Origin of the sequence: Psychrobacter sp. Rd 27.2, from assembly GCF_001921755.1 — a bacterium.
In the GTDB taxonomy this organism is placed as follows: Bacteria; Pseudomonadota; Gammaproteobacteria; order Pseudomonadales; family Moraxellaceae; genus Psychrobacter; species Psychrobacter celer.
Genome location: NZ_MRYB01000014.1, coordinates 22,305 through 36,515, shown reverse-complemented (window position 1 = coordinate 36,515; position 14,211 = coordinate 22,305). Strand labels below are relative to the sequence as shown.

Below are 14,211 nucleotides of genomic sequence, written 5' to 3'. Positions count from 1 at the left end.
GGTTGATGATTGGATTTATGTTTATCATACGAGATAACCACTCTTTATGCCATCATAATATCAAAGTTTGTCAGCCGAAAATCAGCTTTCTTCTGTCTTATTTGAGGCTATTTTGGTGAAAAACTCCGCATTTATCACTATAATTAGTATATTTCACTAATAAGATGGATATTTATGTCAAACAGCCATATTGATAAAGGGTTTTCTGTAGAGATTGACGAGACCGACAGAGCGCTATTACGCTTGCTGCAGACGCAAGCGCGCATGAGTATCACGGAGCTGGCAGAGCAGGTCAATCTCTCGGCGACGCCATGCGCGCGCCGCATCAAGCGCTTAGAAGACACCGGCATCATCACCGGCTACCACACACAGACAGACGCGCAAAAGCTCGGCTACCCGCTTGCCGTCTTTATCGCCATCAGCATGGATCGTCATACTGCCGAGCGTTTTGAGATATTTGAGTCAAAAATTCAAAGCTTTGATGAAGTGGTGAGCTGTAGTATCGTCACCGGTCGTACAGAGGACTATCTGATTAAGGTGCGGGTACGCGATATGGCGCATTATGAAGAGTTTTTATTGCATCGCCTCAATCGTATCGAGGGCGTCGCCCAAGTACATACAAGCTTTGAGCTGCGAGAAGTGTTTAGCCGCAATGTGGTTTGACGGCTATATTAGGACGTGCCGCGCTGGCAACTTGAATCTAGCCAAGGACACGCCCTAGGTATAACAGGTGCAATAGATACAACAGGCACAATCATTTGTGATTTTAGCTCACCGTCTGCCCCAGCATCTGTACCCGCTGATCGCTAAACATGTCCATATCGGGCGCAAGCGTACGCATAAAACGATCAAAATACAACATCTGCTTGGTCAATAAGGCAAAGTCCCGCGGGAAGTGAATACCATGACGTTTGCCAACTTCCACGATCTCTAGCATCATCTGGTTGAGCTCGTCGGCTTGCTCTTTACTATTAAATGGCACACCGCTAGTAAAAGCTTTGTCCTCTGCCATGATGGTCTGCATCATGCGCTGCAAGTCATCGCCCAACGCAGCGACATCCACTTGATGGCTCTCGTGCGTCATTTCCATATCGACCATATGACGTGCCATCGCTTGATAGTCACTGTCTTGCATGGCCTGCATCATTCCCATACAAGCGCGCCAGCTTTCAGCTTTGAGCCTACCCACGATTCCAAAGTCTAAAAAGCCAATGCGTCCATCGGTCAGCAGCATCAAATTACCCGCATGCAAATCTGCATGGAAGCTATTGCACAGCATCAAACTGGCAAACCAAGTATTTAAGGTATCCGCCATCACCTGCGCTGGGTCGGCGCAGTACTGACGCATCAGCACTTCATCGATCATTGACACCCCATACAATCGGCTCATGGTCAACACACGCTTGGTGGTCAACGCCTCATATACTTTTGGCGCGACCACACGAGTATTACCAGATACCGCTAAAAACTGCTGAAAATCTCGAATGTTTTGCGCTTCAGCGATAAAGTCTGTCTCGGCCAGCATACGCAACCGAATCTCATCGATGATCGGTGCGATACTGGCAAATTTCATCGATGGCATCAGCAGCTCAAGCAGCTTGGTAACCCCATACAATACGCCCAAATCCGTCTGCATGATGGTCTCGACACCAGGTTTTTGTACCTTGAGCACCACCTCATCACCATTATGTAGGCGCGCAGCATGCACTTGGGCGATAGATGCCGACGCCAGCGGTGTCGGGTCGATATGCGCAAACTTATCCTCAAGCGTCATGCCATCCGTTGCCAGCTCTTCATTTAATACCTGCTCGATATAGGTGTACGACAATGGCGTGGTTTGATCCAAGCAGCTCTGAAACGCTTTGACATACTCACGCGGAAACAACGATGGCGTGCTGGCGATAAACTGGCCTATCTTGATATAAGTGGTGCCAAGCTGCTCAAAGGTTTCTTTTAATAGCCTCGCGTCTGGCTTTTCACCTTTGGCGACTCTGAGCGCCGAGAGACCTGCCACACTTGCAGTTTGACGAACCCGATTGACGACATTGAAGGTGTGTTTTAATAAATGCGGACGATGAATTTTCATAAAAAATAACTTATACCACGATCGATTGAGTTTAGGCATGGGCGCAGACAGGGCACGCTGGGTCTGGACGATAGCCCATCAGCCGTTGCTGCATCTGGCTACCATCCCATATCAGTAGCTTATTTGTCAGTGGATTTTTGGTTAATCCTAGATATTGCAGCGCCGCATTGGCTTGTAGGTTGCCCATAATCGCGGTCGTACTTGCCAGCACACCCGAGTTGGCACAGTTTCGCTCATCTGCCTCTGCATCGATGAGCACCGAGCCAAAGACACAATGATAGCAGCCCGTCTGCCGATGCGGCTCATACAAGGCCAGCTGCCCTTGCATGGCGATCGCTGAGGCAGACAATAACGGAAGCTGATAGCGCACACTGATACGATTGATCATATCGCGGGTAGCAAAATTGTCCGTACAGTCCAATAATAAATTAGGCTTACCAGATGTCATGCCCAGTAGCTCATAGGCATTGTCTTCGCTCAGCCTTGCCACTGACCCACGCGCCATTATCAACGGATTGATTTTTTCTAACATCTGCGCGGCTGTCAGGGCTTTGGCTTTGCCGATGTCACTAGGCAAAAACAGCGTCTGCCGCTGCAGATTGCTGGCCTCAATCACATCATCATCGATCAAATGGATTTGTCCAAGCCCCGCCCGTACCAGCGTCTCAGAAGCCGGACACCCAAGGCCACCGGCTCCTATCATAACGACGCGCGCTGATTTTAAACGTAACTGAGCATCGACATCCCAGCCCTCTAGCAGTATCTGCCGCGCATAACGCATCAGCTCGCTATCTGATAGCGGCTGTACCTCTGTCGCCTGCGTCATATCTTTTATCACACTCTTTCACCACGATTTGTTAGAAAAAATATCTAAAAAGCCCTTTATGCCAGATGCCCCAGCGTCACCCGATCGTTTCCGCCATAGTCTTGCACCGTCTGTACCGCGCCAAAGCCATGGGACGAGAGTATCTGACGCACCGCCTCACCTTGATCAAATCCGTGCTCTAGCGCCAGTAGCCCGCCTGCACGCAGATATTTAGGTGCCAGCTGCGTGATATGCTCGATATCAGCCAGACCATGATTGGGCGCACTAAGAGCGCTCATTGGCTCGGCTCTCAAATGTGCCAAGTGCGCATCTTCCTCATCGATATAAGGTGGGTTTGAGACAATCACATCAAACATCATGTCGGTCGGCAGCGACTCATACCAACTGCTCTGGATAAAATCAATATCCCCCACTTCATTGATCAGCGCATTATACTTAGCAACCTCTAGCGCTTCAGGCGAGACATCGAGCGCAACAGTATGCCAATGAGCATATCGCAAGTGGTGCTTTAGCTCATGCGCCAAACTGATCGCGATACAGCCTGAGCCAGTACCTAAATCCAAAAGATGTTTCGGTGTAGGATGCTCGTCATTTATCGGCTGCGATTGTATCCATTGTAGTACTTGCTCGACCAATACCTCGGTGTCGGGCCGAGGAATGAGGGTATGCTCATTGACAGTAAAGCTAAGCGACCAAAACGCTTGTTGACCAGTCAGATATGCCAATGGGGTACCGGCCTGCAGTTTGTCGATACCCGCATAAAACTGCGCAAGCTCACTTTCTGTCAGCTGATACTCTTCGTCAGTGATCAAAAATAAGGACGGTTTATCAATGACCACCAGCAGCCAATCTGTAAACCAAAACGAAGGCAAACGGCTATTGTCAGCCTCATCCGATAGCTGGCGAATGTACTGTTTTAGATGTTTAATACTAGACATGACTACCGCTTATATTTTTCATATATACTCTCAAACGCCGACATTAACTACAGAGCCCTAACGATATAAATGACCACTACTCTGATGCACGAGGCGGCGCTTTGGTGTCAGCCAAGTTAGGGTTTGCCTTGGTCAATGAAGGCGCGCCCGCACCATTATCATCGTCATTATCATAAATATCATCATTATCACCGATGACGATGTGTTTATCGACAAAATAAATCAGCGCCAAAATTGGAATACCGATGGCAAAGGTAAAAATAAAGAAAAACGGATAACCCATGCTATCGACGATAGAGCCAGAATAGCCGCCCATCACCTTAGGAATCAAGGTCATCAATGAGGAAAAAATCGCATACTGCACAGCCGTAAAACGTATGGACGTCAAAGCAGACAAAAAAGCGATAAACACAGCACTGGCCAGCCCTGCCGCCAAATTATCAAATATCACCGCCATATACATGATAGGCAGGCTGCCTGGATTATAAGTCAAAACCACAAACAATAAATTGGTCGCACATGCCAAGATGGCACCAATCATCATGGCATGCATGATACGAAATCGCTGCGCTAACAGTCCACCCAAAAAGCCACCAGCGATGGCCATAATCACCCCAACCAGTTTTACCGCATTGGCGATGTCGGTTTTGCTAAAGCCCATGTCTTGGTAAAACACATTGGATATGACCCCAGCGACGATATCAGAGATACGATATAAGCCAATCAACGCCAGTAGCAAAAGCGCTTTCATACCATAGCGTCTAAAAAAATCAACAATCGGCTCAATCCATGTCGCCATGGCAATTTGTTTGTTGACTAGCCCCGCCTGCACCAGCGCGAAGCCTGCTACTAAAGCGACCGCCAAGCTCATCAATAAATGCAGCGTCTCACTAACAAAGCTGACAAACACCCCGTCAAACGCCGGCAAGAGCTGCCCTGTCAATACATAGGCGGCGATAAATGCCACGACAGCAAAGACAAACAATAATACCAGTCTGACATAGTCTTCACGCGTCTCGGCCACCAGCGGTGCTTTATTGATGATTTTTGGCTGATTGATAATAAAGTACAGCAGCAGCAAGGGCGCACAAGCAACCAATGCCAAAAAGTAAAACTTGATACTGGGCAGAGCGACCTGCGGTATCAATGCCACAGGAGTATCGAGCGCCAAGTTAATCAGCATATTGAGTAAATAAACCACACCAAACAACAGCCCTGGTATGAGAAGCAATGCTGAATAAATCAAAAAAACCTTTAAATTGCGATGTTGTTTGTTGCTTTGCAATATCTCAGCGGTCGGCTCATAGCTGGCAAACGTCGTCAAGATACCTAATGTCATAACCCCTGCCATAATATAATAGGTATTGCGCCATGCTTCATAACTATAAAAAGCCTCCGTCGAGCCAAAATAGTCCGCCAAGTACAGCGCACCTGCCCCAGCGACAATCATACCGATACGGTAGCCTGACACATAAATAGAAGACAAAATCGACTGCATAGACGGCGGTGCCAGCTCAATACGATAGGCATCAATGACGATATCTTGGGTAGCTGACGAAAAACCCAGCAATACCGCCGCACCTGCCATATAAATCAGCACATCTTCACTGACAGGGTTGACGGTCGCCATCAAAAAGATCGCCAATACGATAAGCAGCTGCGACACCACCATCCAGCTGCGACGCCGTCCCAGCCACTTGGTCAAAAAAGGCACCGGCAGCGCATCAATCAAAGGCGCCCAAATAAACTTAAACGAGTAACCAAGTGCCGCCCAGCTAAACATCGTCACCACGCTGCGATCTATACCCGCTTCTCTTAGCCATAACGACAGACTAGAAAATATCAGCAAGATAGGAATACCGGCTGAAAACCCCAAAAACAGCATCACAATGACACGCGAGTCCAAATAAGCCTTGGCGGCCTCGCCCCATGATTTTTTTGCACTCGGTTGATTGGGTGGCACAGATTTGACAGCAGACATAATAACTCACCAGCACTTAGGACAGATAACACACCATCATACAGCACCACACGCGCATTGGGCTTGTATGACGATAGTCATAATAACAAAATTGAATTATGGTACTTGAGAACGCTGACCTTGACTAGATATTTTTGTATGGGCTGGCAAGTAAATCTAATATTGAGGCTTTATGTTGTCCCTTTATCAATCACTGTATCCCTTTACCGCTTCTACCTTACTTTATTGTTAATCATATTTCTTATTCAACGCTGTATCTTGCTTCTTTAAACAGTTCTTTATCCCAAATACGGTATGACAGCTAATAAAGCTGAATGTGACGAAAATTTCTATATTCACAACCTATGTTTACAGCCTATATTCATAATTATCATAATTTGATAGCTATTTATTATATACAAGAATAATAACTTTGTTTTACACTAGGCCGTATTCGTACGTTTTCATTTTTATATACAAGCATTTTATATACAGGCAGGGTCTGTGTATTTATATAATAGGATTTAGTTATGGCAATCGACGTAGTGGTCAATCAGCGACATCTACAAATTCAGCTCAAACAGTTGGAGACGGTGTGGCACACGGTGATTAATGGCTATAACTTAAGCCAGGCTGCGACCGTACTACACACCAGTCAATCGAGCTTATCCAAACATATTGCCGCGCTCGAAAACCAGCTCAAGACCGAAGTGTTTATCCGTCAAGGCAAACGTCTGACTGGGCTGACGGCAATGGGTACGGCGCTGATGCCGCATATTGAGTCTATCTTTGCTGAAATCCGCACCATCGAAAACCTAAGTCTGGATTTTAATAATCCAAATATCGGTACTTTGACAATTGCCACCACGCACACGCAGGCCAGATACGTACTGCCAAAAGTGGTCAAAGAGTTCAAAGAGCGATTTCCAAAAGTCAACTTAATCTTGCAGCAAGCGGATCCTGAGACCATCGCACAGATGGTCATTCGTGGGCAGGCCGATATTGGTATTGCAACGGAGTCATTGCTCCATAATAACTACCTACGCTGTTATCGTTATTATGACTGGACACACCGCGTCATCGTACCAAGCGATCATGAGCTTGCAGGCTTAGAGTCCATTGATCTGCCGACGCTGGCCAGCTATCCGATTGTGACTTACCATGGCGGCTTTACCGGTCGCGGCGCTATCGACAAGACCTTTAACAATGCTGGTCTTGAGCCTGATATCGTTTTGGCCGCGCTCGATGCCGACGTGATTAGCACTTACGTGGGTCTAGGGCTGGGCATTGGGATCATCGCCGAGATGGCGTTTGAGCCCAGTCACTATCAAAACCTAACCGCCATCCCCGTCGATCATTTTGGACGATTTACCAGTTGGATGGCTGTACGCGATGATGCTGAGATTCGCCAATATGGCCGCGCCTTTATGACGCTCTGTCAGCAGCAGTTTAGTCAATCGCTATAGCAGCTGCTGACAGAGCGCCTATACCCGCTATTCCCCTAGCCGAGATATAACAAGACAAAAAACCTTTATACAGGGCACCGCCCCTCCATACAGAGCACCGCTATTGATATATAGCGGTGCTCTGTATTTTTATCAGTTCAACAAGCATATTAAAAAAATTTTAAGATTTGTTATTGCTACTTTTAAATTGCAGATGCGCCCTAATACAGTCAACTACAAATATAATCATACCGCTTAAAGGCGGTCACAAATATTAGGTGACTTATGAGTAATACTATCCCTTTATCGTTTTTGGATCTCGCCCCCGTACCCGAAGGTAAAACCATCGCTGACGGTATCGCCCAAACCGTGGCAACCGCTCAGCAAGCAGAAAAAGTCGGTCTCAACCGCTACTGGATGGCAGAGCATCACAACATGCCAGGTATCGCCAGTGCTGCCACCTCGGTGCTACTCTCACATATCGGTAGCCAGACCAGTCGTATCCGTATCGGTGCAGGCGGTGTGATGCTGCCCAACCACGCCCCGCTGGTCATCGCCGAACAGTTTGGCACCTTACAAGCGCTTTATGGCGATCGAATTGATCTCGGTTTGGGCCGCGCCCCTGGTACTGATGGCGCGACGTTTCAGGCGCTGCGCCGGCAGATGAAAGATGCTGAGCGCTTTCCGCAGGATGTACAAGAGCTGCAGTATTTTTTGGGCAACGATACGGACAACAGCCCTGTACAGGCGTTCCCTGGGGCCAAGTCTAATGTGCCCATTTGGATCTTAGGCTCATCGCTGTTTGGCGCGACATTAGCGGCGCACTTAGGCTTGCCGTATGTGTTTGCCTCGCATTTTGCCCCGCAGATGCTAGCGCAGGCGATTAATACCTACCGCGAGCAGTTTACACCTTCAGCATATTTTCAAAAGCCGTATGTGATGCTGGCTGCCAACCTGCTACTCGCTGATGATGATGCCACCGCACAGTACCACTTTACCTCAGCGCAGCAGAGCTTTGTACGTTTGCGCCGAGGCGAAACGGGACAAATGCCCAAACCCACTCATGATATGGATAGCATCTGGAGTGCGGCTGAAAAAATGATGGTGGATAATGCGCTGTCAGTATCGTTTATTGGCTCGGTTGAAACAGTCAAACCAAAGCTTGCGCAGTTTTTGGCACAATATGAGCCAGATGAGCTGATCGTCACGGCCAACGTCTATGATCAAGCAGCGCGTTTACGTTCACTTGAACTTACACCAGAGCTAAATTTGTTTACTTTACAATAAGATAGGGCGCTTGCATAATTATTGATAAACCACTATGAGATCATACTTATGGAACCCTCTGCTTTTATTGGTTCATCGATATTTTTGTACATTGCAGCGTTTATTGCCGTGCTGGTCGTTGGCGGTTATCTGACGTATCGCACCAGCCCCAAGCGTAAGCAGCGCCGCGATAATAAGCGTGCAAAAGACGAGTAGGCACAGACATGCAGTATGCCATTATTCACATTTGCTGATTTCAATACGTGACGATGGCATTGATATAGACGGTGTATAGACCGCCTCATATAGCACATGCGCCTTATTCAGACCGTCTATATCAGATCAGGGCGAATACACGCAGCATCGCCGCCCCAATCGCCATACCAAACATCCCCACCACTGTCGTAAAGGCCAAAATATTGGCCGCGAGTACATCATTGCCGCCCATGGCTTTTGCCATCACGTAGCTGGCGGCGGCGGTTGGTGACGCCACCATCAAAAACAGCACGCCCATATGCACCCCTGACAGCCCAAAGCTCAGTCCAACGGCGATAGCAACGATAGGCGCTATCACGATACGGCCGATACTTGCCTGCATGGACAAGCCAGATGGATGCAGCATCGATTTTAGATCAATACTCGCGCCAGCACATATCAGTGCCAGTGGTAGCGCCACAGCCGCCAGCAGATCGCCTGTCTTATGAATCACCCCCGTCAGCGGTGGTAGCATCAGCGCCTTGTAGGTAAACGCGGCCAGTAGAGCAAGTATCAGTGGATTGGTAAACAGCTTTTTGCTGATCATCACACTGCGGCTCACCCACGTATCGTCTATGTTTTTCGACACACGGCTGAGCGTAATGACAGCGAGGATATTAAACAATATAGTCACCACACCCATATAAACAGCGCCGATACTCAAGCCGCGCTCGCCATAGGCGTTTGCCACAGTCGCCAAGCCAATGATTGCCATATTGCTACGAAAGACGCCTTGAACAAAAACCCCTTGATCGATGGGCCGACTGACAAAACGCTTGGCATAAAGCTCTGCACCGACAAACAAAATAAAGGTCACGACAATACCTGCCACGATCAGCGTGATTTGCTTAGCATAGTCCACCTCACTGTCGACAACACTAAAAAAAAGCAAGCACGGCAAGCAGTAATTAAACACAAAGCTTGAGGCCTGATCGATAAAAACCTGACTGGCCTCACCGCGCCTTTGCATAAAAAACCCCAACCACATCAGCGCTAAGTTAGGTAAAACAATGGTAATCGCAAAAATGATGGCTTCTATCATAAAAAACTCAAAAAACACCATAGACGCACAGCAGCACGCTTGCCGCCATGCCTCTATATCAGGTGATAAGGTGACTAGAAAATCAGATAAACGCCTAATCTAGCATAAAATCGGCTGACGTTTGGTCTATCGCAATGCAGCTGTAGTCAATCCCACATAAAACTGGCAGGCAAGATACTGTGTGCTACGTGCTTCTTAGTGTCAGTAACGTAAGGCATAATCGCACTCCTTTTTTGTCATTGATTGGCTTCATTGCCGATACAGTATTTTACCTGCTATTTTTGCTGTCGCCAAAAACCGCCAAGCTCTTAGCAACAAAAAACCCATAATAACGAATCATTATGGGTGTTAGGGCGAGCCTCTTGCTGTCTTATATTGAATGACAAATCTGTGTCACCATCAAACGCTAAGCGTCGCCTGTGCTTTTTTTTGTTTTTTGACCGTCATAGCCAGCAGCTGAACCGCCGCCGGCGTCACACCGCTGATGCGACCAGCTTGACCCAGCGTCGCAGGCCGTACTTGCGATAGCTTTTGTACGATCTCATTTGATAAGCCTGAGACCACACTATAATCAAAATCCATCGGTAATGCCGTACTCTCCAAACGCTTCATTTGCTCAATCTCTTCGGATTGACGGTCGATATAGCCGGCGTACTTGACCGAGATTTCTATCTGCTCACCCACTTGCTCATCGACTTGCGAGTCAGTCATCGCAGCAATATCCGCAAAGTGAATCTGCGGACGTTTTAGTAAGTCAAACGCCGTGGCTTCTTTGGATAAGACCTCACCGGTTTGCTCAGTAAGTTTTTTTCCAAGGGCATTGGCAGGCGTGGCCCACATGTCTTTTAGACGAGCAGATTCGGTGGCGATGGCATCCATTTTGTCTTGATATGCTTGCCAGCGAGCGTCATCAACCAAACCGAGCTTGCGGCCCGTCTCGGTCAAGCGCTGATCGGCGTTGTCCTCACGCAGGAGCAAACGATATTCAGCACGGCTGGTAAACATACGATACGGCTCTTTGGTACCGTGGGTGATGAGATCGTCGACAAGTACGCCCAGATACGCCTCGTCACGGCGCGGTGTCCACGTCTCAAACTCACTATTATTGGTGGTGACGAGTGCCGCGTTAGTACCAGCTAGCAGCCCCTGCACGCCCGCTTCTTCATAACCCGTCGTACCGTTGATTTGCCCTGCAAAGTACAAGCGATCGATAGATTTGGTCTCAAGCGTGGGCTTTAGGCTTTGTGGATTAAAGTAGTCGTATTCGATAGCATACCCTGGACGGGTGATGTGTGCATTCTCAAGCCCCTTCATACTATGAATAAAGTCTAACTGCACATCAAAGGGCAAGCTGGTTGAGATACCATTTGGATACAACTCATGTGTGGTCAGGCCTTCAGGCTCGATAAAGATTTGATGACTGTCTTTATCAGCAAAACGATGGATTTTGTCTTCGATAGACGGGCAATAACGCGGGCCGACGCCTTCGATTTTGCCAGAAAACATCGGCGAGCGATCAAGGTTTTCGCGGATGATGTCATGGGTACGCGCATTGGTATGGGTGATATAGCAATTGACTTGCTCAGGATGCATAGAGACATCACCCATATAGCTCATTACGGGCAGCGGTGTATCACCCGGCTGTACCGTCATGACGCTAAAATCCACCGTACGCGCATCGATACGCGCAGGCGTGCCGGTCTTTAGGCGGCCAACTGGCAGTTTGAGCTCACGCAAGCGGTCAGCCAGCTTGATAGAAGGCTGATCTCCTGCGCGGCCACCTTTTGCGTTTTCAAGCCCGATATGAATGACACCGCCCAAAAACGTCCCTGACGTCAGAACGACTGTTTCTGTCTTGAAAACAATACCTGTCGAGGTAACCACCGCTGTCGCGCGGCCATTTTCTACTAAGATATCATCGGCCGCTTGTTGAAATAAATCAAGATTGGGCTGGTTCTCAAGCGTATGACGAATGGCGGCTTTGTACAAGATACGATCCGCTTGTGCGCGCGTGGCACGTACAGCAGCACCCTTACGGCTATTTAACACCCGAAACTGGATACCTGCCTTGTCGGTTGCCAATGCCATCGCACCACCTAACGCATCTATCTCACGCACTAGGTGCGACTTACCAATACCGCCAATCGCGGGGTTACAGCTCATTTGTCCGAGCGTCTCAATATTATGGGTGAGTAGCAAGGTCTGCGCGCCCATACGTGCGGCTGCCAGCGCAGCTTCTGTGCCAGCATGACCACCACCGATCACTATCACGTCGTAATATTTTGGGTATTGCATGTATGCCTCACTTGACTCATAACGCGGCCCTCGCTTACTACTTTTTTGTCACGTAGCAAACGCCCAGCCCACAAACGTCAGTCGAATTAAAATCGAAGAAAAAATAAAAAGAGACAGCGGCTCAGATAAGCCGCTGATCAGGGAGTAGATGACCCATTATTATAACAATTTTTTGATGTGTAAAAAATGCTCAAACAAAAACTATTTATAGCAAATAACTGAGGAAGCCAAAGCAAATAATTACCAGTTACTTACTCATAAAGCCGTCTAAATGCCATTATTCTATGCTATTGCCAGGGCTTAGTGGCACGATACGGTCTTTTTGACTGCTACCAAGCATATGGTGACTGCCATAGCCTTCTGGGTTGATTTGCAAATACGCGTTCATTTGTCCAATCGCCTCACCATCATTGCTGGCCAAGATGGTCTCTTTGATATGATCGACAGGCGGTAACGGCAGATTTTTGAGTAAGGCCAAACGCTGCGTATTGTCACCTTTATTGACGACCAACTCAATCAGCTGGCGCGCATCGATGGGCAAATCAGGCGTGTTTTGTGCCAACAAGGCCAAGTGATAAGCACCTGCTGCATCTTGATCGGCCACAATACGCTGCTCAATAGCGATATAAGTCGCTTCAGTGGCACCGCCTGCCACACTGAGCTGATGGATACACTTAAGTGCCGAGTGTGGCTCATTATTCGCCATATCGATTAGACGCTGCGACTCAGCTTTTAAATGCTCGCGGCGCTTTTCAATAGCGGCTTGCTCGTTTTGCGGTGCGGTGCTTTTTTCAGGATGATTCATAAGTATCTCTTATTATTAAAATGGCATTTATCCTAAGCCCTATATGGGGCCAAAACCGCTAAAAACAATGCAAAATGCCGCATCACGCCCACAAAAAACCCGAGCCGTGCGTAGGCAGACTCGGGTCTTGGACAGATGTTGCGCCGTTATAGAGACCTTAGCGGCCACATCTTCATACAGATATTACGCTGCAGGACTGTTGGCTTCAACCAATGGCTTAAGCTCACCTGATTGATACATCTCTAAAATAATATCTGAGCCGCCCATCAGCTCGCCATTGATCCATAACTGCGGAAACGTAGGCCAGTTGGCAATCTTAGGCAAAGTAGCACGAATCTCTGGGTTTTCTAAGATATTCACAAAGGCAAATGGACGGCCGATTTGCGTCAAGACTTCGATCGAGCGTGCAGAAAAGCCGCACTGCGGAAATTGTGGCGTGCCTTTCATATAGATAAGGACTTTATTGTCACGGATCTGATCACGAATCAGTTGTTCGACATCATTTGCAGCGGTGTTTGGGGTTTGCTCACTCATAAAAGGCTCCTATTGATAAAGCGGTTTATTAAAAAGGTATGTGGGGTAACGGTATTGCCAATCATTCATTGGATAGACAAATAAATAAACAAAGAAATAAAGGCTATGGCTGATACATGGGGCGACGGTCCGTATATTACAAGCATGGCTTGCTAGCGTTTGATCCATCGCCTAAACATTGTCAGTTCTCATAAAAGAAGTGCCAATATTATATCCCTCATCATTGTATCACCCGTCATCATATCACCCATCACAGTCACGCTACCGAGGCTCAGCAGCGAGCAATAATACCACGGCACTGGCCATGATGCCCTCTTGACGACCGGTAAAACCCAGTTTTTCTGTGGTCGTGGCTTTTATGCTGACATTACTGATATCGGTTTGCAAATCACTGGCGATGTTGGCGCGCATCGCTTGATTATGCGGCGCAAGTTTTGGTCGCTCGCACATGACGGTGATATCGGCATTGCCCACTTTATATCCTGCATCGACTATTTTGCTATAGACATAACGTAGCAGCACTCTTGAATCAAGACCAGCATGCGCGTCATCAGTATCAGGGAAGTGCTGCCCGATATCACCGAGCGCTAGTGCGCCCAGTAGCGCGTCAGCAAGTGCGTGTAGCACCACATCACCGTCAGAGTGCGCCAGCAAACTGTGAGTATGCTCGATCGGCACGCCCGCTAGTATGACATATTGCTGCTGCTGACCATTATTATGAAATGCATGAACGTCGATACCTTGACCAATTTTTATCAT

General features: G+C 47.9%; 13 protein-coding genes. 4 read left to right on the top strand and 9 right to left on the bottom strand.

The window, feature by feature from the left end:
- Window positions 1-174: 174 nt before the first annotated feature.
- Complete coding sequence (locus BTV99_RS11060) at window positions 175-663, top strand: Lrp/AsnC family transcriptional regulator (protein WP_075102422.1); 489 nt, start codon at window positions 175-177, stop codon at window positions 661-663.
- Between the two features lie 103 nt (window positions 664-766).
- Here BTV99_RS11060 and BTV99_RS11055 read toward each other — a convergent pair whose 3' ends face one another.
- The 4 genes from BTV99_RS11055 to BTV99_RS11040 form a co-directional block, all read right to left on the bottom strand.
- Window positions 767-2,086: an AarF/ABC1/UbiB kinase family protein gene (locus tag BTV99_RS11055; RefSeq protein WP_075102421.1), complete on the bottom strand. Its 1,320-nt coding sequence runs from the start codon at window positions 2,084-2,086 to the stop codon at window positions 767-769.
- Window positions 2,087-2,117: 31 nt separating this feature from the next.
- Window positions 2,118-2,912: a HesA/MoeB/ThiF family protein gene (locus tag BTV99_RS11050; RefSeq protein ID WP_075102420.1), complete on the bottom strand. Its 795-nt coding sequence runs from the start codon at window positions 2,910-2,912 to the stop codon at window positions 2,118-2,120.
- A 56-nt stretch (window positions 2,913-2,968) separates the two neighbouring features.
- Complete coding sequence (prmC, locus tag BTV99_RS11045) at window positions 2,969-3,850, bottom strand: peptide chain release factor N(5)-glutamine methyltransferase (protein WP_075102419.1); 882 nt, start codon at window positions 3,848-3,850, stop codon at window positions 2,969-2,971.
- 76 nt (window positions 3,851-3,926) lie between these two features.
- On the bottom strand, window positions 3,927-5,831 hold the full coding sequence (locus BTV99_RS11040) for an MFS transporter (protein ID WP_075102418.1): 1,905 nt from the start codon (window positions 5,829-5,831) through the stop codon (window positions 3,927-3,929).
- A gap of 509 nt (window positions 5,832-6,340) precedes the next feature.
- Here BTV99_RS11040 and BTV99_RS11035 point away from each other — a divergent pair.
- The 3 genes from BTV99_RS11035 to BTV99_RS13455 all read left to right on the top strand — a co-directional run bounded on the left by BTV99_RS11035 (window position 6,341) and on the right by BTV99_RS13455 (window position 8,737).
- The gene (locus tag BTV99_RS11035) at window positions 6,341-7,276 is read left to right on the top strand and encodes a LysR substrate-binding domain-containing protein (RefSeq protein ID WP_075102417.1); all 936 of its coding nucleotides are present in this window, start codon (window positions 6,341-6,343) and stop codon (window positions 7,274-7,276) included.
- 264 nt (window positions 7,277-7,540) lie between these two features.
- Window positions 7,541-8,542 carry an LLM class flavin-dependent oxidoreductase gene (locus BTV99_RS11030; protein ID WP_075102416.1) on the top strand — a complete coding sequence of 334 codons (1,002 nt, stop codon included), beginning with the start codon at window positions 7,541-7,543 and terminating at the stop codon, window positions 8,540-8,542.
- A gap of 48 nt (window positions 8,543-8,590) precedes the next feature.
- Window positions 8,591-8,737, top strand: a complete 147-nt coding sequence (locus BTV99_RS13455; RefSeq protein ID WP_172953078.1) for a hypothetical protein — start codon at window positions 8,591-8,593, stop codon at window positions 8,735-8,737.
- A 121-nt stretch (window positions 8,738-8,858) separates the two neighbouring features.
- Here the strand turns inward: BTV99_RS13455 and BTV99_RS11025 are convergent, their stop codons facing one another.
- From BTV99_RS11025 to ispF, 5 genes are all read right to left on the bottom strand, one after another.
- Window positions 8,859-9,818: an AEC family transporter gene (locus tag BTV99_RS11025; protein ID WP_075102447.1), complete on the bottom strand. Its 960-nt coding sequence runs from the start codon at window positions 9,816-9,818 to the stop codon at window positions 8,859-8,861.
- A gap of 399 nt (window positions 9,819-10,217) precedes the next feature.
- Entirely contained in the window at window positions 10,218-12,113 is a 1,896-nt protein-coding gene (gene mnmG / locus BTV99_RS11020; RefSeq protein WP_075102415.1) for a tRNA uridine-5-carboxymethylaminomethyl(34) synthesis enzyme MnmG, read from the bottom strand.
- Window positions 12,114-12,390: 277 nt separating this feature from the next.
- The gene (locus BTV99_RS11015) at window positions 12,391-12,918 is read right to left on the bottom strand and encodes a hypothetical protein (protein ID WP_075102414.1); all 528 of its coding nucleotides are present in this window, start codon (window positions 12,916-12,918) and stop codon (window positions 12,391-12,393) included.
- Between the two features lie 183 nt (window positions 12,919-13,101).
- Window positions 13,102-13,452: a Grx4 family monothiol glutaredoxin gene (gene grxD / locus BTV99_RS11010; protein ID WP_075102413.1), complete on the bottom strand. Its 351-nt coding sequence runs from the start codon at window positions 13,450-13,452 to the stop codon at window positions 13,102-13,104.
- Between the two features lie 261 nt (window positions 13,453-13,713).
- Complete coding sequence (gene ispF / locus BTV99_RS11005) at window positions 13,714-14,211, bottom strand: 2-C-methyl-D-erythritol 2,4-cyclodiphosphate synthase (protein WP_075102412.1); 498 nt, start codon at window positions 14,209-14,211, stop codon at window positions 13,714-13,716.

What these genes read in the sequence shown, in the direction of transcription:
- BTV99_RS11040 (WP_075102418.1), bottom strand. Translation starts at nt 5,831, where the DNA reads ATGTCTGCTGTCAAATCTGTGCCACCCAATCAACCGAGTGCAAAAAAA.
- grxD (WP_075102413.1), bottom strand. Translation starts at nt 13,452, where the DNA reads ATGAGTGAGCAAACCCCAAACACCGCTGCAAATGATGTCGAACAACTG.
- BTV99_RS11015 (WP_075102414.1), bottom strand. Translation starts at nt 12,918, where the DNA reads ATGAATCATCCTGAAAAAAGCACCGCACCGCAAAACGAGCAAGCCGCT.
- BTV99_RS11030 (WP_075102416.1), top strand. Translation starts at nt 7,541, where the DNA reads ATGAGTAATACTATCCCTTTATCGTTTTTGGATCTCGCCCCCGTACCC.
- BTV99_RS11035 (WP_075102417.1), top strand. Translation starts at nt 6,341, where the DNA reads ATGGCAATCGACGTAGTGGTCAATCAGCGACATCTACAAATTCAGCTC.
- BTV99_RS11055 (WP_075102421.1), bottom strand. Translation starts at nt 2,086, where the DNA reads ATGAAAATTCATCGTCCGCATTTATTAAAACACACCTTCAATGTCGTC.
- ispF (WP_075102412.1), bottom strand. Translation starts at nt 14,211, where the DNA reads ATGATAAAAATTGGTCAAGGTATCGACGTTCATGCATTTCATAATAAT.
- BTV99_RS11025 (WP_075102447.1), bottom strand. Translation starts at nt 9,818, where the DNA reads ATGATAGAAGCCATCATTTTTGCGATTACCATTGTTTTACCTAACTTA.
- prmC (WP_075102419.1), bottom strand. Translation starts at nt 3,850, where the DNA reads ATGTCTAGTATTAAACATCTAAAACAGTACATTCGCCAGCTATCGGAT.
- BTV99_RS11050 (WP_075102420.1), bottom strand. Translation starts at nt 2,912, where the DNA reads ATGACGCAGGCGACAGAGGTACAGCCGCTATCAGATAGCGAGCTGATG.
- BTV99_RS11060 (WP_075102422.1), top strand. Translation starts at nt 175, where the DNA reads ATGTCAAACAGCCATATTGATAAAGGGTTTTCTGTAGAGATTGACGAG.
- BTV99_RS13455 (WP_172953078.1), top strand. Translation starts at nt 8,591, where the DNA reads ATGGAACCCTCTGCTTTTATTGGTTCATCGATATTTTTGTACATTGCA.
- mnmG (WP_075102415.1), bottom strand. Translation starts at nt 12,113, where the DNA reads ATGCAATACCCAAAATATTACGACGTGATAGTGATCGGTGGTGGTCAT.